Raw genomic sequence first — 19,557 nt, 5'->3', positions numbered from 1 at the left:
AATCGGGTGCCGCGCTAGGATATCTTGGCCAGCTTAGGTAGAATTGCGGGCGAATTTTGCTCATCACGCATTTGCGCCCACTAGCCTAAGAGGTCAGGTATGAAAGATTTCCTAATTGCCCCATCTATACTCTCAGCAGATTTTGCTCGTCTTGGCGAAGATGTTGAGAAAGTGCTTGCCGCTGGGGCAGACGTTGTCCATTTTGATGTAATGGATAACCACTACGTTCCCAACTTGACCTTTGGTGCTCCGATTTGTAAGGCGCTGCGTGACTATGGTGTTACGGCACCGATTGATGTCCACCTGATGGTTAAACCGGTTGATCGCATCATTCCTGATTTTGCCAAAGCAGGGGCTTCGATGATCACTTTTCATGTGGAAGCTTCTGATCACGTTGATCGCACATTGCAATTGATCAAAGAGCACGGATGCCAAGCGGGTGTAGTGCTCAACCCAGCTACGCCACTTGCGCATCTCGAATTTATTATGGATAAAGTGGACCTCATTTTGCTGATGTCGGTTAACCCTGGTTTTGGTGGCCAATCTTTTATTCCGCATACGTTGGATAAACTGCGCGCGGTGCGTCAATTGATTGAGCAATCGGGTCGTCATATCCGCCTTGAAATTGATGGTGGAGTCAAAGTCGATAACATTCGTGAAATTGCACAAGCGGGCGCAGATATGTTTGTCGCAGGCTCGGCTATTTTTGGTCAACCTAATTACCAAACTGTGATTGATGAGATGCGCGCAGAATTAGCCAAAGTGGCGCGCTAAGTCATAATACTGACTACACCTCAATAATCACTACGCAACATACTTATAACGCAACAAGGGGCTTTGTGCCCCTTGTCTATTATTCGGAAGTTAAGATGTCTTTAAGCTCAATTAAATTAATCGCCTTTGATCTCGATGGTACCTTGCTCGACAGCGTGCCAGATTTAGCCGTAGCCGCCGACCAAGCGGTACAATCGTTAGGCTATTCATCAGTATCAGAAATGCAAGTGCGTGATTACGTCGGCAATGGTGCAGATGTGCTGATCGCTCGCTCACTTAGCCAAAGTTTAACCATCAACCCTGATCTTAGCGATGAGATCAAAGCCACCGCTCGTGAGCGTTTTGATGAATTTTATGCCCAAACGGGCCATAAACTGAGCCATTTATATCCCCAAGTGAAAGAAACCTTAGCGCAGCTACACAGTGCTGGATTCACATTAGCTTTGGTGACCAATAAACCGTCTAAGTTTGTACCTGACGTATTGGTACAACATGGTATTGAGCACTTTTTTAGTGATGTGATTGGTGGTGATACCTTCCCGATCAAAAAACCTGATCCAATGGCGCTTAACTGGCTATTGGATAAACATCAACTAACGGCCAAGGAAATGTTGATGGTTGGGGATTCGAAAAACGATATTTTAGCGGCTAAAAATGCGGGTTGTTATTCGTTTGGTTTGACTTATGGCTACAATCACGGTGAGCCCATTTCAGCTTCCAACCCTGATTACGTGGCGGACTGTATCGACCAATTGCTTGATGTGTTGCGAGTTTCAGCATAAAAGTTCACACAATGCGCTAGTAAAATACTCGTCAATGAGTACACTGCATAAACCGCGTTATCGCTAAATCAAGTATCACTTAGCGAATAAGCGCGGTTTTTTTCACAGACATTTTCAGTCTTATCTCATTTTAAGTAGCAAGGAAATCATCCCTATGAGCAAACCCATTGTATTGAGTGGTGTTCAACCGTCAGGTGAACTAAGTATCGGTAACTATTTGGGTGCTCTACGTCAATGGCAACAGATGCAAGATGACTATGATTGTCAATACTGCGTGGTTGACCTGCATGCGATCACGGTTCGTCAAGATCCGAAAGCACTGCATGAAGCCACGTTAGATGCATTGTCAATCTGTCTTGCAGTTGGTGTTGACCCTAAAAAGAGCACGCTATTTGTTCAGTCACACGTACCAGAGCATGCTCAATTGGGTTGGCTTCTCAACTGCTACACGCAGATGGGTGAATTGAGCCGCATGACTCAGTTCAAAGACAAATCAGCACGTTATGCGAACGATGTGAATGCGGGCTTATTCGGTTATCCGGTGTTGATGGCGGCCGATATTCTACTTTATGGCGCGCACCAAGTACCCGTGGGCAGTGACCAAAAGCAGCACTTAGAGCTTGCGCGCGATATCGCGACTCGTTTTAACAACATCTATAGTCCTGAAAAGCCGATCTTCACCATTCCAGAGCCTTACATTCCTCAAGTGAACGCGCGAGTAATGAGCCTGCAAGATGCGACGAAAAAGATGTCTAAGTCAGATGATAACCGTAAGAATGTCATCACTTTGCTGGAAGATCCAAAGTCGATTATCAAGAAGGTTAATAAGGCTCAGACAGATACTGAAACGCCACCACGCATCGCTTTTGATACCGAAAACAAAGCGGGCATCTCCAACTTGATGAGTTTGTACTCTGCGGCGACAGGCAAAAGCTTTGCTGAGATTGAAGCGCAATATCAAGGTGTTGAGATGTACGGCCCTTTCAAGAAAGATGTTGGCGAAGCGCTGGTTGCCATGCTGGAGCCTGTTCAAGCTGAATACGCGCGCATTCGAGAAGATCGCGCGTATCTTGATTCAGTAATGAAAGCGGGTGCAGAAAAAGCCTCGGCCCGCGCTGCGATCACTTTGAAAAAAGCATTTAAAGCGGTAGGGTTTGTCGAGCGTCCTTAGTTTTTCCTGCGACAATCTAACTCCTTTCGCATTAAATAAAGCTAGGTTTTCCTAGCTTTATTTTTTACTTCTGCTTAATAAAATTTGATCTTTCTCTTTGTATTGTAGGCTTAGGTCTACACTTTAAATCATAACCATGATGATGAGTTTTGAACATGAGACGACTGCTGTTATTAGGATTGATGTTCATCTGTAGTGCCGCCGCCGCAGAGCCAGTTCGTATTTGTGTTGGTGATGTGAATGTTTGGCCCCCGTTCACCTATTGGCAGGGAAGCTCGTATCAAGAAAAAGCCGATTCCTTGACTGGCTCAGCCACAACTCTGGTGTTGGACGCATTAAAATCTCACAACATCGATTACCAGTTTTATTTTATGCCTTGGGCGCGAGTCCAACATGAACTGCGCAAGAGCGCGGTCGCTGCGATTTGACATGGGATGCAAGTTATCGTGCAGAAAGGGCTGAGTACAGCTATTTTTCGGTCCCGCTTTATACGATTCAACTCGGTTATTTTACGCTGCCAGACAACCATGAAGATTTAAAAGACCCATCCGTTGATGGCGTATTATGCGGAGTTAATGGCTTTAATTATGAGAATTTTGCACTGTCTAGAGAACCCTCTCTCTATTTAAATTCCGTACAGCAAGCGCTGAATATGCTGCAAAAAGAGCGGTGTGATTGGTTTGTGAGTGAAATTGAACCCATTTATGGTGGAATTCAGTTGGGTCTATATAAAATTGATCGGCCAATCGTTCATCATTTTCTCGCTAGAAACAAGCCGTACCACGTGCAAGTTCGCCGTAGCTTAGAAAATTCGATGCCGCTGTTAAATCAGCTTAATGACTATTTTCTCGATGCGCAGCAAACTGGTCGCGCGCAGGCGGTCTTTGATCGTTACCTCTCTTTTAGTCAGCCACAATAATCAAACTAAGGTGTTTGTCGTGTATGGAGCACCTTGTTTGCTTTTCTTTTTAGAAAAATAAGACTGTTCACCTCACTGCAATATCACTGTCGAAAACCCCCTTTACTTTCTTTGTTGAAAGTTTGCGCTTAGTTCAAGTATTTGCTCTAGCTATGCGATGTTGATCTCGATATGAATGGTGAATGTTTTTATCTTTCATTTAAAAACACAACACTGTACGCGCAAATGGAACCAATCCCCTTTATAAACGTGATTTACAACACCTTGCTTACCACTTCGGTTACAGAGCAGGGAAAGAGGTGAACAATGGAATCGACACGAATTAAACCCTTTGGCCGAACATTACTCGCTGCGGCGATAAGCTCCACATTGGCTGTATCAGCTCAAGCTGAGATTATTATTTCTCAGTATGTAGAAGGCAGCAGCTTCAATAAGGCCATCGAAATTGCTAACACTAGCAATGCATCCGTCAGTTTAGACAATTTCATTTTAGCGAAATCAAGCAATGGCAGTGGGAACTGGGATACACAGTTGCCCCTGACTGGGCGAGTAATTGCCGCGAACGATGTGTTAGTGATTTCTCATGCCAGCGCCAATAGTGCTATCCAAGCGGTGAGTGATGAAAATGATGGCTCGGTGATTAATTTTAACGGTGATGATCCGGTGGCGCTGCTAAACAGTGATGGTAGCGTACATGATGTGTTGGGAGTGATGGGCGGCATTAACTGGGGCAAGAACACCACTTTAGTGCGTAATAGCGATAGCCTCACGCCCTCAGCGGCTTATCAAGCTGCGCAGTGGAGCGCGTTAGGCAAGGATAATATTGAAGGGTTAGGCGCACTCGATGCCGTTGAGCCACCGGCTGAATTTACCTGTACTCAAGAGGGATCTGAACCCACCTTTACCTCTATTCAAGCGATCCAAGGTGAAGGGCAAACCTCTCCTTTTATTAGTGGCTACCCTTACATCACCGACCAAGAATATTTTGTCAAAGGTGTCGTGAGTGCCGTTACCACAGGGTTAACTAAGGGTTTTTATCTGCAAGCGTTGGAAGATGATTACAACTTAAATACCTCTGAAGGTTTGTTTGTTTTTACCGATCAATCAAGTTCAAGTTTAAAACCGGGAGATGTGGTTTGTGTGAAAGGTAAAGTACAGGAGTATTACAACCTCACACAGCTTAAAGTCGAAAACAACCAATGGCTAAAACAAGGTGAGCAAGAGGCTCCACAAGCGACCGCGATAGAGATTTTGCCCACCGATGAGAACTTTGAGCACACATTAGAGCGTTATGAAGGCATGTTGGTAAAAACCACACCAGAGCTGGATATGCGTGTGACGCGCACCTTTGGTTATGACTATGCTTCTCGTCGCAATAACATGGTGTTAGCGCAAGGTCGTATTAACATGCAGCCGAACCAGCTATTCGCTGCGGGCTCTGAGCAAGCCAAACAGCAGAGCATCGAAAACGCGCAGCGCCGCTTGTTTATTGAATCAGATGCGAAAGCCGCCGATGGCCAAATTCCGTACTACCCAGAGTTTGGTCGCAGTGATATTGATCAAAATGGTTCGACGGAAGATTACATCCGCATTGATGACAGCATCATAGGTTTAGAAGGTGTGCTCTCATACGGTTACAACGAATATCGTCTGATTGTGACCAATTCGCTCAATCAAGAGAATTTCGTGCGCAATGATCCTCGCAGCGAGAAACCGGATATCGATGAAGGTGATCTGCGCATTGCCACATTCAACGTGCTTAACTATTTCAACTCGCCGTTTGGCGGTGATGCAAATCAGCATGGTGATAATCGTGGTGCTAATAACCTTGCAGAATTTGAACTGCAGCAAGCGAAGATCGTCAATGCGATTGTACGTTTGGATGCCGATATTGTCGGTTTGATGGAAATTGAGAATAACGGTTTCGGTGCAGGGTCGGCAATTGCGCAATTGGTCAATCAGATCAACAGCCAGATCTCGGATAAGAAAAAGCATTACCGTTTTGTCGCGATTGACTCAAATAATGATGGAGTGACCGATGAACTTGATTCTATTGGCACGGATGTGATCACCACAGGAGTGATTTATCGTGAAAAAGTAGTGAAGTTGACAGAGAATCGTGTAATTCCAATGCCAAGCCAGCAAGCACCAGAAGTGTTGGATGACAAAGGCAAAGTGATTGAAGATGGTAAAAATTACCAGCGTGACACGCTTGCACCGACCTTCAAAGTTAAAGGTGGCAATGAGAAAATTACCGTCGCGGTTAACCATCTAAAATCCAAGGGTTCGGCATGTTGGGAAGATGCTGCACCAGTTGAACAAGGTGGGCAAGGCGGCAAAGATCTTGATTTTCAAGGTGCATGTGAACAATTCCGTGTCGCAGCTGCAGTTGCTTTAGGTGAAGCGTTACAAAAAATAAAAGGGCATAAAGTCATTTTGGGTGATATGAACTCTTACGGTATGGAAGACCCGATGCTTGTATTGACCGACTACAGCCCAGAGAAGTATGGCAAAACCATTCGTGCGGCACGTAACACTTACATTGCAGGTACTCCTCAATTTGGTGATGATGGCGCGTTGATTACTCACAATTATGGGTACCTTAACGCTGTGGCGATAAAACACCCAGAGAGCTGGAGTTACTCATTTAATGATGAAGTTGGCGCACTGGATCATTTGCTGGTCAGCAAAAGTTTGAAAGGCAAAGTAGTGGATGCGACCGATTGGCACATCAACGGTGGTGAATCGACACTGTTTGATTACAACAGTGAATTCAAAGGTGATTTGCCCAAATATCAAGATCATTTCCGCGCATCTGATCATGATCCTGCCGTGTTAGAACTGAACATCTACGGCGGTTCATTCGGCCTAGGAGCACTCTTCTCATTACTCGGCTTTGGTATGTGGCGACGTCGTCGTTAAGGCTTAAAGTGCGCCCCGTTAACTGACGGGGCGTTTTTGTTTTGCTCAAGCTCGGATTTTTTCAATTAAATAATCAATAAATAGCCTTACTCGTGGCGCAAGGTGGTGACGGCTCGGGTAAAGAATGTTCATGGTGTTATCTGATAGATAATAATCTGGAAAAAGCCTGACGAGGTTAGGATCATTGATTTCGTCAGCAAGAAAATTGGCAATCAAGCCGATCCCCATGCCTTGTTGTACCATTGACATCGCACCAAGCGGCGCATTGCAGATATGTTTAGGGCGGGTTTTGATGTTGCATCTCACTCCCTTTGGATTGATTAGCGTGACTTTATCTTGAGGAAGATTCAATAAAGTTAACGCAACCCATGGGTGCTGCTCTAAATCTCGTAGTTTCCTTAATAAAGGTGCACTAGCTAAGTATTTTTTACTGGCGTATATCCCCATTTTAAAAGGCATTAGTTCGCGGCCAACCATTGAGCAAGATGTCAGTTCACCCATTCTGATCAGCACATCTAATTGTGTGGCTACTGGATCTTGTAAACCATCTTCGAGTTGAATATCAAACAGCACATTGGGGTAACTCTCAGAAAATGTTGAAATCAGCGGACTTAAAATATAGCTGCCGACATCAATGGTTGTACCGATCCTAATCACGCCTGCCACATCGGTAGAAAAATGCTGGACGGCCCGTAGCGCGTCTTCTGCCAGCGGTAAGAGGCCATTGGTATGTTGATAAAATGCGTGCCCTTCAGTCGTTAGGCTAACTTTACGGGTAGAGCGATGCAGTAAACGTACGTTAAGATGTGATTCTAGCAAGCGAACTTGCTCGCTCACTTTCGATTTTGCTATGCCTAACGATTCACCAGCCGAGGTAAACGAACCGTATTCAACCACTTTATTAAAAATGGCAATACGTTTTAACTCACTCAACATAATTGTTCCCTTATTGGTAACCTTTCGTTCTTGTTTTGTTATCTAGTCAACCTTTGTCATTCATCAAATAATGACAGCTCTAATTAGAGAGATATAAATCATTTTGGTTTCCTTTAAATACGGGTAAATAATAAATTTCTTCTGAATGATGGCACTATTGAGATATCTATTCCTAAATAAACTGGGATTAATAATTAAATTGGCAATGTCAATCTTATAAATATCAATGTTGTGTAAATATTTTTAATATTATCCAACCGAATTTTCGAAAATGATGGATGCAATGTTGTTTTATTTCTAACGTTTTATTAAAAATTAATTTAAAGGAACGGGTGATGAATTATCAGGTCACGAAGCTCCATCCTTTTGGAGTAAAAATAGAAGCAAATGGATTAAAAATTTCCATTAGCGAAGTACCAATAGCACTACTGCGTAAACTATTTATTGAGCATCAGTTGGTATTGATACGTGGATTTAAAGCCTTTGAACAGGCCGAGCAATTTGCGGAATATTGCGAGCAATGGGGAGAGATCAGTATTTGGCCATTTGGCAAAGTGTTAGATTTAATTCAAAAAGATCAGCCAAAGGACCATATTTTTGATAGTAGCTATATGCCGCTGCATTGGGATGGCATGTTCCGTCCTCAAGTGCCTGAATATCAGATATTTCAATGTGTTCAGGCGCCATTGCCAGCACAAGGCGGCCGGACGACCTTCACTCATACAACCAAGGCGCTACAGAACGCAACCGAACAGCAGCGCTCATTGTGGCGAAAAGTCACGGGGCACTACCAGCGAGAGATGGAGTTCTATTGCAGTCACACCATTTCCCCGATTATTGCTCAACATCCCTATCTCTCATACGAGGTCATTCGTTACGCCGAACCACATTTCGCTGAACGTGGCGATCTGCTAAACCCACCAAATGTGACCTTTAGTGGTATTGATAGTGAGCAAATAGCTGAGTTCCACCGTAGCTTACGTGACGCACTGTATGACCCTCGTCATTTTTATGCTCACGAGTGGCAAAATGATGATGTGGTCATTACGGATAACTTTAACTTACTGCATGGTCGAGAAAGCTTTTTATCACATACCCCACGTCATATCCGTCGAGTTCAGGTGCTAAGCGATCCACCGTTTGATAACCCAAGTTTGGAGTCTTACCGATGAGTGATTACCACACTGATATTATGATCGTTGGAGCAGGCCCTGTTGGGCTTATGTGCCACTATTTAGCGCAGCGCTGCGGTCTGAACTCACAAATTATTGATAAATCTAATGGACCACTGGTGGTCGGACGGGCCGATGCGCTTAATGCTAGAACTCTGCAGTTACTTGATATAGTTGACTTATTTGAGCCACTTTACGTGCAAGGCAAACCCTGTAATACCAGTTCGGTATGGGCTGATGGTCAATTTTTGTCACGCCAGTCTCATTGGTGGACAGCGCTGCAAGGCTGCTTCTATCCTCACTTTCTGATGTTGGGGCAAGCACATATTGAAAAAGCGCTAGATAGTGCAGTCAAAGCGCAGAACGCGGCCGTGCGCCGTGGTTTATCTGTGGTCGATATCACTGTTGATGAGCAAGGCTGCGTGACGGAACTGAGCAGTGGCGAGCGAGTTCGTTCACGTTACGTGATTGGTGCAGACGGTGGGCGCTCTTTTGTACGTCAGCATTTTTCGATTCCATTTGAAATCGAGAGACCAGAAATTATCTGGGCGGTGATTGATGGTGTTATTGAGTCAGATTTTCCGAAAGTGCCAGAAATCATCGTATTTCAGGCTGAGACGTCAGATGTCGCCTGGATTCCACGTGAAGGTGATTTGGATCGTTTTTATATCCGTATGGACACCGAAGAGTTTACTCAGCAAGAGGTTATTGCGCGCATTAACCGAGCAATGTCGCCGCATTCACTGACGTTTAAGCAGGTTGAGTGGTTTTCTTATTTCTCGGTTAAGGAGTCTGTTGCAGAACGGTATGACCACCAGCAACGGGTATTTCTAGCAGGAGATGCCTGCCATATACATTCGGTCAATGGCGGCCAAGGGCTCAATACCGGAGTTGCTGACGCGTTCAATTTGATCTGGAAGCTCAATATGGTGTTGCGTGGTCAGGCATCACCTACGCTGCTGGACAGTTATCAGGCTGAGCGCCAACCAGTGGCTCGCAGCGTGATTGAAAGCTCTGGTGCATTGGTGCGTGCGACTAAATACTCAGAACGAGGAACCCATGCGGAGGACTATGTACAAATCGTTGAACAGCGAGCTGGTAACATCACAGGTATGGGCATTGGGTATGGCAATGGCAATGGTGGCTTAAACGGTTCTAGAGTGTATGACTTTGAGATGCATAGCGATCAGCAGAGTTGCCGCTTTTATCAATGGCTAGATTACCGCTCCTTTACGCTTCTGTTGACTGGCGATGCGGAGTTACCATCCGAAATTCCTCCGTTTGTGCGTTGCCTTCATCTGTACGATCAGGCGAAGCCTGGGCAGTATTGGAGTGAGAGTTCATTCTACCAGGGGCAGGCTTTACTGATCCGCCCTGATGGTTATATTGCGGCTTTCGCGTCGCTTGCGCACGCGGCTGAACTGTTAGCTGGCCTATAAACTTTTTAACCGAGAGTGAAGGCCGAGGGTTCTGCATCATTCCGTCAATGGTCTTCGCTTTTAATAAGGAAACACTATGCTTGATCATCAACAGCAGCAATGTGTGGATAATATTGCTTTTATTTTATTAGACCAATTATTAGCACAAACAGACGCCACTTTTAGTGGGTATCAGAAGTTAAAAACGCAGATAGCTCAGTGTGTCATTGAAAACAAAGTCATTACATTATTACTACCCGCCTTTCCATGTAAAACGAATAACCTAGATAAGGTATTAGGTTATAAGCCTGACTTGGGTGAATATCGAGTTTTACAAAAATTTGTTAATGCCATTCGTGATATTCAATCTGTCTATTCTCCAGGAGTGATGTTTTACATTTTTTCTGATTATCATACATTTTCTGATTATATTAATGTCGATTTAGAACATCATTACACTTATTCTGATGAATTACGGAATATGGTGGAAAATATGAACGCCAGTGATTGTCTCAAAATTATCAACTTTGAGCACTTCTCTGCGTTTGATGACTTAAATGAATATCAATATTTCAATGGATTAAAGCAGCGCTTTGGTGATGCGGAATATGAGCGTGATTTTGCACGTCTTAAACAGCATGATAATGCAATGCACCATACCTATCTGGGCTTGAAAAAATTCATGCATCAGGATCAGAAATATGCGCTTGCTCCGCTGAGTTATAAGAAGCGACGTGAGCGCCTAGCCCTTATGGCTAAGGGAATGATGGTGCAAGGACGTGCACTCGATAATTTCCTCAATACTCATTTGAGCCACGCTATCCGTCTCAGCATTCATGAACACCCAATGCAAGGCAAAAAATATTCGCTGTTTCTTTTTGATGAGCGATCGTTTAAGACACCTTGGCATACTTGTGTTTTATTTGATGCTTGCCACGGAGAATTTATTATTGATACGCAGGCCAATCACAAACAACGTGAAGGCGTGATTATTCCCGTAATGCATCAAGGAACGCTGTGGTGTTTACTGCGTTTCAATATCGAAGACGCTAACGAGGCACAGTTGATGCGTGAGGTAAAAGCCACTCTACAAGCAGAGCAGTTTGGCCTGACGTTAGAGTCACACCATGGATGCTCACTGACCGCGCTACCGCAGGCTCAAGTGAGCCAATTGGTGAAGGCGTTCTCTGCTGTCTGTTTAAAAGGCTTTGGCCCGTTGCCTCAAGCTTCATTTTGGTCTTCGTGGTTTGCCGGAAATCATGCTCTGCTTCCGGAAGAATATGTTCGGAGTAGTACATTAGCAGAGCCCAGTTGGTACGGGCTCAAAACACCGTCAACGAGCATATCGCGTCGCTATTCTTATACTGACATGACTCCTGATGAATGGGCGATTTACTGTTCATCTGCTCCGCTGAAGGTTAACTTACTGGATGCCTCACTGGCTGCGTTGTGTCTTAATGGTCAAGCAAGTGGTTGGCTGAAAAATACCATTGTGCAGTACGATGATATGGCTGCTTATCCTGTGATTATGTCGGGGGATTGGGGAATGAATTTACGCTGGAGCCCATCATTGGCGAAGCATATATCGTCGTCGACTGAAATTGACAATATCAATCAAGTAGCCAATGTTTTAACTCCTATTCTTGAACGTTCACAAGTACAGCATGTTTTTGATTTACAACTTGGCGATATATTACTGGTGAATAACCACACCGTACTTCGTTATGGCGTGTTATCCGAAACAGAATTAGCGGTGCGTCAGCCTTATTCGGTAAATTCCCCTTGGCAGCCTCATAACAAACAACCAAGTAGTGAGCATTTACAAGAAAGCCCTGCTTAAATAAACGACATTTTTAGGAAATAAGCATGAAGAGCCAAGTAAGCGGATTACTTGGCTTTATTTTTATGGATCATTAACTATGGGATAGATTTATTTTATCGTTGTTTCCATTCTCTTATTCGACCATACGATGAGAAGTGTTACTTTCAAATGAGAGCAAGTAAAATAATGATCACAACCGAACTGGTTACATAATGAACGAATGTGCAAATAGTGTATTTAGTACAGAATCGATAACTTCTTGCCTTTCCAAACCAGTATTGCACAATAGCGCCTCTCGCTGACTTTTACCCAGAGCGTTTTAATTCACATGCTACTTATCATCGATAACTACGATTCCTTTACCTACAACTTGTACCAATACTTCTGTGAGCTGGGAGTTCAAGTGACGGTGGTGCGTAATGATGAAATCGATATCGCTGGCATTGAAGCGCTCAGCCCAACGCATCTGGTGATTTCCCCTGGGCCTTGCACGCCGAATGAGGCGGGAATTTCACTGGCCTCGATTGAACATTTTGCGGGTAAACTTCCTATCTTAGGAGTCTGCCTTGGGCATCAAGCCATTGCGCAAGTGTTTGGCGGGCAAGTGGTGCGAGCCAAAAAGGTGATGCATGGTAAAACCTCACCGATCCAACACACCAACCGTGGCCTCTTTCTAGGGCTCAATAACCCGTTAACCGTTACTCGCTACCACTCATTGGTGGTCAAAGCTGATTCTCTTGCGGACTGTTTTGAGCTCACCGCTTGGACTCAACAGGCCGATGGTTCGATGGACGAAATCATGGGTTACCAACATAAAACACTGCCAATTGATGCCGTGCAGTTTCATCCTGAATCAATTAAAACAGAACAGGGCCATCAACTGCTCGCAAATTTTTTGCGCCGTTGAATCATTCTCAACCGGACTGCGATCACCTTTCTTAACATTTCCTTCATCATTTCTGCTGTTTTTTATCTTTGAAATATTATGCACCATACATCCTGTTGGAATGAGGGATAGCTTGTCGCCTCAAGGCCTTGTTGTGCTTATTCATATTATTTATAAAAAAGTGCTTCATAAAAGAGGTGACTTAATGCATAAATAATCATAAGTAGTGACGATTGTCGGTGGTTCTACCGATCTAAAAGAATAAATCACTATTGAAATGGTTAATAATTTGTAAATACAATGCTGCATTAGCTAAAAAGCAAAACAATATCTTCCACTCAAGCGTTTAATAGGAAGATCGCAATCTGCTTGGCATGCGGTATCAAGAGGGAATGTGTAATGACAGTGGAAAATAGTGTAGATCGCAGTCTGTTTGATGAGGTGATGGTCCCTTGTTATAACCCGATGGAAATGATTCCAGTTAAAGGGCAGGGCTCTCGAGTGTGGGATCAACAAGGTCATGAATACATCGACTTTGCTGGCGGTATTGCGGTGAGTTGTTTGGGCCATTGTCATCCGGCGATGGTTGATGCGATTACCAAGCAAGCCAATAAGTTGTGGCATCTCAGTAACGTGATGACTAATGAGCCTGCTTTACGCTTGGCGAAAAAATTAACGCAAGTTAGTTTTGCTGAAAAGGTGTTTTTTGCTAACTCCGGCGCGGAAGCTAATGAAGCGGCGCTCAAACTGGCGCGTCGCTGGGCAGCAGATGTCCATGGCGAACAGAAATCAGAAATCATCGCCTTTAACCAAGGCTTCCACGGCCGTACTTTCTTTACAGTGACGGTCGGGGGGCAAGCGACTTATTCCGATGGATTTGGTCCTAAACCTGCGGATGTTACCCACCTACCGTATAACGATATTGAAGCGTTGCAAGCGCACATCTCTGATCGCACTTGTGCGGTAATGATGGAACCCTTGCAAGGCGAGGGTGGCATTGTGTCGCCTTCGGCTGAGTTTGTCCAAGCCGTGCGTGAATTGTGCAATAAGCACAACGCCCTGTTGATCTTTGATGAAGTGCAAACCGGTAATGGCCGCACTGGTGAGTTCTATGCTTATCAAGGATTGGGCGTCACGCCGGATATTTTAAGTACCGCGAAATCACTCGGTGGCGGCTTCCCTATTGGCGCTATGCTCACCACAAACGAATTAGCCGCGCATTTTAAAGTGGGCACTCACGGTTCGACTTATGGTGGCAACCCACTGGCTTGCGCGGTAGCGGAAGCGGTAGTTAATGTGGTTAGCCAGCCAGAAACCTTGGCTGGCGTGAAAGAGCGTGAAGCGCTCTTTCGTGAAGGATTGGCTAACATTAATGAGAAGTACCACATTTTTAGTGAAATCCGTGGTAAAGGTCTACTGCTTGGCGCGGCATTAAATGAGCAGTGGCAAGGTCGCGCTCGCGATATCCTACAAGCCGCGGGCAAGCAAGGTTTACTGGTGTTGGTTGCGGGTATGAACGTGGTTCGTATGACGCCTTCATTAGTGATCACCAAACAAGAAATAGAAGAAGGCTTAGCAAGATTAGATAAAGCTATTGCATCACTCATGTAGTGAAAAAGCCTAGCAGCCCAAGGTAGGATGCCTTGGGCCACTTCAAGCATCTGGAGGGAAGTATTGATGCTAGTTGTTCGCCCTATCGCAATGTCGGACTACGATGCGCTACACACATGCGCTATTGAATCCGGTCACGGGTTTACATCACTACCCGTGAATGAAAAGCTCTTAACCAACCGTATTACTCATTCTGAATACAGCTTCGCTAAACCCGACGTCTCAGAGCCAGGAGATGAAGGTTACCTGATGGTCGGTTTTGATTCTGAAACCGGTGAGGTAGCAGGGACGACTGGCGTTGAAGCATCGATTGGCCATGACGTGCCGTTCTATTCTTATCACATCAGCACGATCGTGCATTCGTCGCCTAAGCTGAAGGTCAACAATACCGTCAAGTTGCTTACTTTTGGCAATAACTACACTGGATGCAGTGAAATTTGTACGCTTTTTTTACGTCCAGATTTTCGTCAAGGGTTGAATGGGCGTTTGATGTCGAAATGCCGTTTTCTGATGATGGCGGAACACCCACATCGTTTTTCTAAAACCATCTTTGCTGAAATGCGTGGTGTGTCTGATGCCGAAGGCAACTCGCCCTTTTGGCAATGGCTGCAAGAGCATTTTTTCTCGATTGATTTCACTATGGCTGATTATTTAACCGGCATTGGTAAAAAAGGGTTTATTGCTGATCTGATGCCCAAACTGCCGATTTACGTCAACTTATTGAGTAAAGAGGCACAAGCGGTGATTGGTCAAGTGCATGACAATACCCGTCCAGCGTTAACGCTACTCGAGCGCGAAGGATTCACCTGCCGTAACTATGTAGACATTTTTGATGCAGGTCCAACGGTTGAGTGTGATTTGCGCAATATCGAATCCGTACGTCATTCGGTGCGAGCTAAAGTGGAAGTGGCCGAGCATTCAAGCTCGCAAGATTATCTTATCTGCAATAGCTCGTTTGAAAACTTTCGTGCTACTGCTGCAAAAGGTGCTTATAACCGCGAAACGGAAACGGTGATCATCTCACCTAAAGTGGCGCAAGCTCTATTGGTTGATAGTGGTGATTTTGTTCGAATTTTGGCGCAGTAAAATAGGTACATTGGAAGGTAAGGATTAACAGATGACTCAGTGGATTGCAGGTGAATGGTTAGCTGGACAAGGCGAGGCAATGCTTTCGCTTAGTCCCTATAACAATGAGACGATTTGGCAGGGCGATAGCGCCACACCCGCGCAAGTAGAAGCTGCGGTAACGGCGGCAAGAGTCGCATTTATAGAATGGAAAAAACGTCCTTTTGTTGAGCGTGAGCAATATGTCTTAGCCTTCGCTGAAAAAGTGAAACAGCGCAGTGAAGAGCTTGCGCAGATCATCGCCAAAGAGACAGGAAAGCCACTCTGGGAAACGCGTACTGAAGCGGCAGCGGTGGCGGGTAAAATCGCTATATCCATTCGAGCTTATCATGATCGCACTGGTGAAAACACACGCGAAGCAGCGGGTAATCAACTGGTATTGCGTCATCGTCCATTGGGCGTTCTTGCGGTTTTTGGTCCGTATAATTTCCCTGCCCACCTGCCGAATGGTCATATTGTGCCTGCACTTTTAGCGGGTAATACGGTTGTATTTAAACCTTCAGAGCAGACTCCGTGGACAGGTGAGTTTGTGATGAAGTTGTGGCAAGAAGCAGGCCTACCTGCGGGTGTACTTAACCTAGTGCAGGGCGCGAAGGAAACGGGTATTGCGCTTGCTCAGGCCAAAGGCATTGATGGCCTTCTTTTTACTGGCAGCGCCAATACAGGTCATTTACTCCATCGCCAGTTTGCTGGGCAGCCGGGGAAAATGCTGGCTTTAGAAATGGGCGGCAACAACCCAATGGTTATCTCTAAGCAGTATGGCGAGCTTGATGCGGCAGTGTATACCATTATTCAATCCGCATTTTTAAGTGCAGGCCAGCGCTGTACCTGTGCGCGGCGTCTTTATGTTCCAGAGGGAAATGAAGGCGATCGATTGCTTGAAAAGCTGGTCAGTGCCACTCAAAAATTGCGTATTGATCACCCCTTTGCTGAGCCAGCACCTTTTATGGGGCCACAAATATCACAAGCGGCGGCGCAGTTCATTCTTGCTGCTCAGGACAATTTACGCGCCTTGGGTGGCGTCAGCTTGCTGGCCGCGACACCTTTGCAGGCGGCGTTTGTCACTCCGGGCATTATTGATGTCACCGCAGTTAGCCAATTGCCTGATGAAGAGTATTTCGGACCATTGTTACAAGTCGTGCGTTACCAAAGCTTAGAGCAAGCGGTACAACTGGCAAATGAGACTCGCTTTGGTTTATCGGCAGGCTTAGTGTCGACCAATGATGCCGAATGGGACTACTTTGTCGATCATATCCGCGCTGGCATTGTTAATCGTAATCGACAATTAACCGGAGCCAGTGGTGATGCACCGTTTGGTGGGCCGGGAGCGTCGGGAAATTTAAGACCAAGCGCCTATTACGCGGCCGATTACTGCGCATACCCAATGGCATCAATGGAAGGCCGTTCGACAGAACTGCCTGCCACGCTTAGCCCCGGGGTTGAGCTATAGCAGTAAACTTTATCTAAAACCCCATGCCTACTAGCATGGTTTAAACCGAGCACAGACAAGGAGGCGTTATGACGCCAACCGTTTTATTTCAATCATTATGGAATGACTACATTCAGCGCCTTTGCCCTTCTGCCGACAAAGTCCATCACTTGCTTCAAGAAGAGGAAGCGTTGATTAATGACCATATTGCGTTGCGAACCTTCAATGTTGCGCCATTAGGTATTGAAACGCTGGCTAAGCCTTTTCTTGCCTTAGGCTACGTTGCCTGTGGTGATTATGTGTTTGAAAGTAAGAAGCTGGTAGCGAAGCACTATGAACACCCTGATCCGACTCAGCCTAAAGTATTCATAAGCGAGCTGAAAGTGGAAGAGTGCTCACCTGCACTCCAAGCCATTGTGGAGAAGCTGGTACATCAAGTCGATAGCAATAAATTAAACAGCAGTGACTTTTTATATGGCGGTCGTCTATGGCAACTAAGCTACAGCGATTATTTGCAGCTTGCCAACGAAAGTGAATACGCCGCTTGGTTGGCGGCGCATGGCTATGGCGCAAACCATTTCACTGTTAGTGTTAATCAACTGCAGGCGTTTAATGAAGTGAAAGCGGTCAATGATCACTTACGCCAAGTGGATTTTACCATCAATGAAAATGGTGGAGAAGTGAAAGGTACACCTGATGTGCTGCTTGAGCAGTCGTCGACCATGGCCGATAAAGTACCGGTGCAATTTACGGAAGGGGTGGAGGTGATTCCCGGTGGATTCTATGAATTTGCCAAACGCTATCCAATGGCCAACGGTGAACTCTATAGCGGTTTTGTGGCGGCCTCTGCAGATAAGATATTTGAAAGCACAAATAGCTAACAATAAGGGCTGATTAAGACACAGGCCAGTGGCATTACCTCCACTGGCCTTTTTTACAACAAAAGTAGCTTAGATTTAAGGTGTGTAAACCACTTTGACTTGGTCTGTGACTTCGCTTGAGTCGATATAACCAATTGCTGCTGCATTTTGGCTCACTTCAGCGATAGCTGCGGCACTTGAAGCAACGGTTTTGGGTGGGTTAGCTTTGCCAGTAAAAACCAATTTTGCCCAATAAGCTTGTAGCTGAGACTCTGATTTATTCGTGACCTTTTCGTGAAACTCAATGCGTATCGGCGTGCCATCAGCGTACTCAATCACAATCGGTTCAGTGCCATTCGGGAGCTGTTTTAATTTGCCTAAAAATAGCTTTTTCACATCACTATCGCTTAGTTGGTCAACACCACTAAGGTTACTTATCACAACAGGTGCAGAGAATGCAGACAATGACAAGGTCGATAAGCTCAAGAGCATTAAGATAGTTTTAATCATTCTGCACTCCTTAAAAAACGCCATCAAGGCGAATAGAGTAAATCAAAGAGTCATCTTCTAATGCTTTGCCTGTATTGCCAAAGTTAGTACTACCGATGAGGCCTGAGGTATCACCAAAATTATCGATCATAGTGACATCTGCTTTAATGGATAAGTTAGAGAGCAAATCATAACGGACACCGGCGGAGTATGCATTACGCTCTGCATCGAACAACCAAGCGCTTGGAATATTGGCTGTGCCAGTATTGATCAACTTACCGATGCGCTCGTCGTCATCTTTGGTTCTGAGTGTTGCTACGCTAACATAAGGCACCCAAGACTGAATCCGATAACCTAAGGTTGCATACGCGGAGTCGACATCTGAATATTGCCCTTCGACTTCGGTACGAGTTAGCTCTGTGACAAAGAGCAGTGAGCCATTGTCATAGCTTAAGCCTGTACCATAGAATTTAGCGATAGTATCTGGAGCGACAACTTGTTTAAATACGCTGTGTCCTGATGTGATTTTTGTCGTGCCGTAGACGGCTCGTATGGTTAGATAATCGTAATTCCAACCTAGACTGGCGCCATACATATAGTTGTATTCTGTATTATTGTCAGACGTTTTACTTTGGCCTGCAAAGGCTTGTAAGTAGAGGGTTGACTCATCCATTTCCACGTCATAGGCGATATCACCGCCTAAGTAAGAGTTGAATGGCACATTGCCATAAACTTCAACCGGCGGGCGAGACCAGGGCTGAGCAAAGCCTACATCAATATAATCAGAGTACATATAGAGAGGTACACGCAACTTACCCGCTCTGACGGTAACGTAGTTATCAAATGTGTGTTTGAGATAAGCCCATTCTATGTCGGGTGAGAAGTCATCACTGCCACGTGCGATTAACTGAGTGACGAAACTGGTTTTATCCGCCAAACTAAACTCGGCTTGAAGCCCAACTAAACTCAGTTCATCAAAGCTATAACTGTCTCTGGAACTTGCATAGCCTAGCTTGTTACTCGAACGAGTCACTCCCACACTAAAGAACCCATTGAATTTGATACTGTCTTGCCAGCTACTGCTGGATGAGCTTTTCAGTATCGCCAATTCATTTTCTAGCTGCGAAACTCGTGCTTCAACCGATTCGTCGGCGATACTAAGCCCGGGTAATAGCATTAGGGCAGGGTAAAGGCTGTATTTTGCTTTTATCATGATTACTCCTATGTATCGAAAATGGCAT

15 protein-coding genes and 1 pseudogene are annotated in these 19,557 nt (G+C 45.2%); 13 read left to right on the top strand and 3 right to left on the bottom strand.

The annotated features are described in order from the left end of the window. The first annotated feature begins 99 nt into the window (after positions 1 to 99). The 5 genes and pseudogenes from rpe (at position 100) to AACT23_RS14415 (ending at position 6,568) form a co-directional block, all read left to right on the top strand. On the top strand, positions 100 to 774 hold the full coding sequence (gene rpe, locus AACT23_RS14435) for a ribulose-phosphate 3-epimerase (protein ID WP_013855893.1): 675 nt from the start codon (positions 100 to 102) through the stop codon (positions 772 to 774). A gap of 95 nt (positions 775 to 869) precedes the next feature. Beyond that, positions 870 to 1,556 (top strand): phosphoglycolate phosphatase, encoded by a 687-nt coding sequence (locus AACT23_RS14430; RefSeq protein WP_026027427.1) that lies wholly within the window; start codon positions 870 to 872, stop codon positions 1,554 to 1,556. Between the two features lie 154 nt (positions 1,557 to 1,710). Beyond that, on the top strand, positions 1,711 to 2,727 hold the full coding sequence (trpS, locus tag AACT23_RS14425) for a tryptophan--tRNA ligase (RefSeq protein ID WP_013855895.1): 1,017 nt from the start codon (positions 1,711 to 1,713) through the stop codon (positions 2,725 to 2,727). Positions 2,728 to 2,882: 155 nt separating this feature from the next. Further along, positions 2,883 to 3,646, top strand: a pseudogene (locus AACT23_RS14420) (substrate-binding periplasmic protein). 306 nt (positions 3,647 to 3,952) lie between these two features. Further along, the gene (locus tag AACT23_RS14415) at positions 3,953 to 6,568 is read left to right on the top strand and encodes an ExeM/NucH family extracellular endonuclease (protein ID WP_094127491.1); all 2,616 of its coding nucleotides are present in this window, start codon (positions 3,953 to 3,955) and stop codon (positions 6,566 to 6,568) included. 45 nt (positions 6,569 to 6,613) lie between these two features. Here the strand turns inward: AACT23_RS14415 and AACT23_RS14410 are convergent, their stop codons facing one another. Further along, a complete protein-coding gene (locus AACT23_RS14410; protein WP_094127488.1) occupies positions 6,614 to 7,504 on the bottom strand; it encodes a LysR family transcriptional regulator in 891 nt (296 codons plus the stop codon). A gap of 335 nt (positions 7,505 to 7,839) precedes the next feature. On the opposite strand from AACT23_RS14410, the gene AACT23_RS14405 reads away from it, so the two are divergent. The 8 genes from AACT23_RS14405 (at position 7,840) to AACT23_RS14370 (ending at position 17,848) form a co-directional block, all read left to right on the top strand. After that, the gene (locus AACT23_RS14405; RefSeq protein ID WP_176428634.1) at positions 7,840 to 8,676 is read left to right on the top strand and encodes a TauD/TfdA dioxygenase family protein; all 837 of its coding nucleotides are present in this window, start codon (positions 7,840 to 7,842) and stop codon (positions 8,674 to 8,676) included. Then, positions 8,673 to 10,115, top strand: a complete 1,443-nt coding sequence (locus AACT23_RS14400; RefSeq protein WP_094127480.1) for an FAD-binding protein — start codon at positions 8,673 to 8,675, stop codon at positions 10,113 to 10,115. Before AACT23_RS14405 ends, AACT23_RS14400 begins: the two co-directional genes overlap by 4 nt. Positions 10,116 to 10,191: 76 nt before the next feature. Next, positions 10,192 to 11,934 carry an L-tyrosine/L-tryptophan isonitrile synthase family protein gene (locus AACT23_RS14395; protein WP_094127477.1) on the top strand — a complete coding sequence of 581 codons (1,743 nt, stop codon included), beginning with the start codon at positions 10,192 to 10,194 and terminating at the stop codon, positions 11,932 to 11,934. 310 nt (positions 11,935 to 12,244) lie between these two features. Then, on the top strand, positions 12,245 to 12,823 hold the full coding sequence (locus AACT23_RS14390) for an aminodeoxychorismate/anthranilate synthase component II (RefSeq protein WP_094127474.1): 579 nt from the start codon (positions 12,245 to 12,247) through the stop codon (positions 12,821 to 12,823). Positions 12,824 to 13,201: 378 nt separating this feature from the next. Beyond that, a complete protein-coding gene (locus tag AACT23_RS14385) occupies positions 13,202 to 14,413 on the top strand; it encodes an aspartate aminotransferase family protein (RefSeq protein WP_026027324.1) in 1,212 nt (403 codons plus the stop codon). Positions 14,414 to 14,479: 66 nt separating this feature from the next. After that, positions 14,480 to 15,499: an arginine N-succinyltransferase gene (gene astA / locus AACT23_RS14380; protein ID WP_026028416.1), complete on the top strand. Its 1,020-nt coding sequence runs from the start codon at positions 14,480 to 14,482 to the stop codon at positions 15,497 to 15,499. A gap of 31 nt (positions 15,500 to 15,530) precedes the next feature. Further along, the gene (gene astD, locus AACT23_RS14375; RefSeq protein ID WP_017046749.1) at positions 15,531 to 16,988 is read left to right on the top strand and encodes a succinylglutamate-semialdehyde dehydrogenase; all 1,458 of its coding nucleotides are present in this window, start codon (positions 15,531 to 15,533) and stop codon (positions 16,986 to 16,988) included. Positions 16,989 to 17,056: 68 nt separating this feature from the next. After that, complete coding sequence (locus tag AACT23_RS14370) at positions 17,057 to 17,848, top strand: DUF1338 domain-containing protein (RefSeq protein WP_094127471.1); 792 nt, start codon at positions 17,057 to 17,059, stop codon at positions 17,846 to 17,848. A 75-nt stretch (positions 17,849 to 17,923) separates the two neighbouring features. Here AACT23_RS14370 and AACT23_RS14365 read toward each other — a convergent pair whose 3' ends face one another. Together AACT23_RS14365 and AACT23_RS14360 are read right to left on the bottom strand one after the other, a co-directional pair. Next, positions 17,924 to 18,337, bottom strand: a complete 414-nt coding sequence (locus AACT23_RS14365) for a hypothetical protein (RefSeq protein ID WP_017047285.1) — start codon at positions 18,335 to 18,337, stop codon at positions 17,924 to 17,926. A 10-nt stretch (positions 18,338 to 18,347) separates the two neighbouring features. Next, positions 18,348 to 19,529, bottom strand: coding sequence for a porin (locus tag AACT23_RS14360; RefSeq protein WP_094127469.1), 1,182 nt, complete (start codon positions 19,527 to 19,529; stop codon positions 18,348 to 18,350). Positions 19,530 to 19,557: the final 28 nt, after the last annotated feature.

It is taken from the genome of Vibrio sp. V09_P4A23P171 (assembly GCF_963875615.1).
Classification (GTDB): domain Bacteria; phylum Pseudomonadota; class Gammaproteobacteria; order Enterobacterales; family Vibrionaceae; genus Vibrio; species Vibrio anguillarum.
Note: the sequence above shows the minus strand (reverse complement) of the source record. Positions and strands in the feature narration are given on the sequence as shown.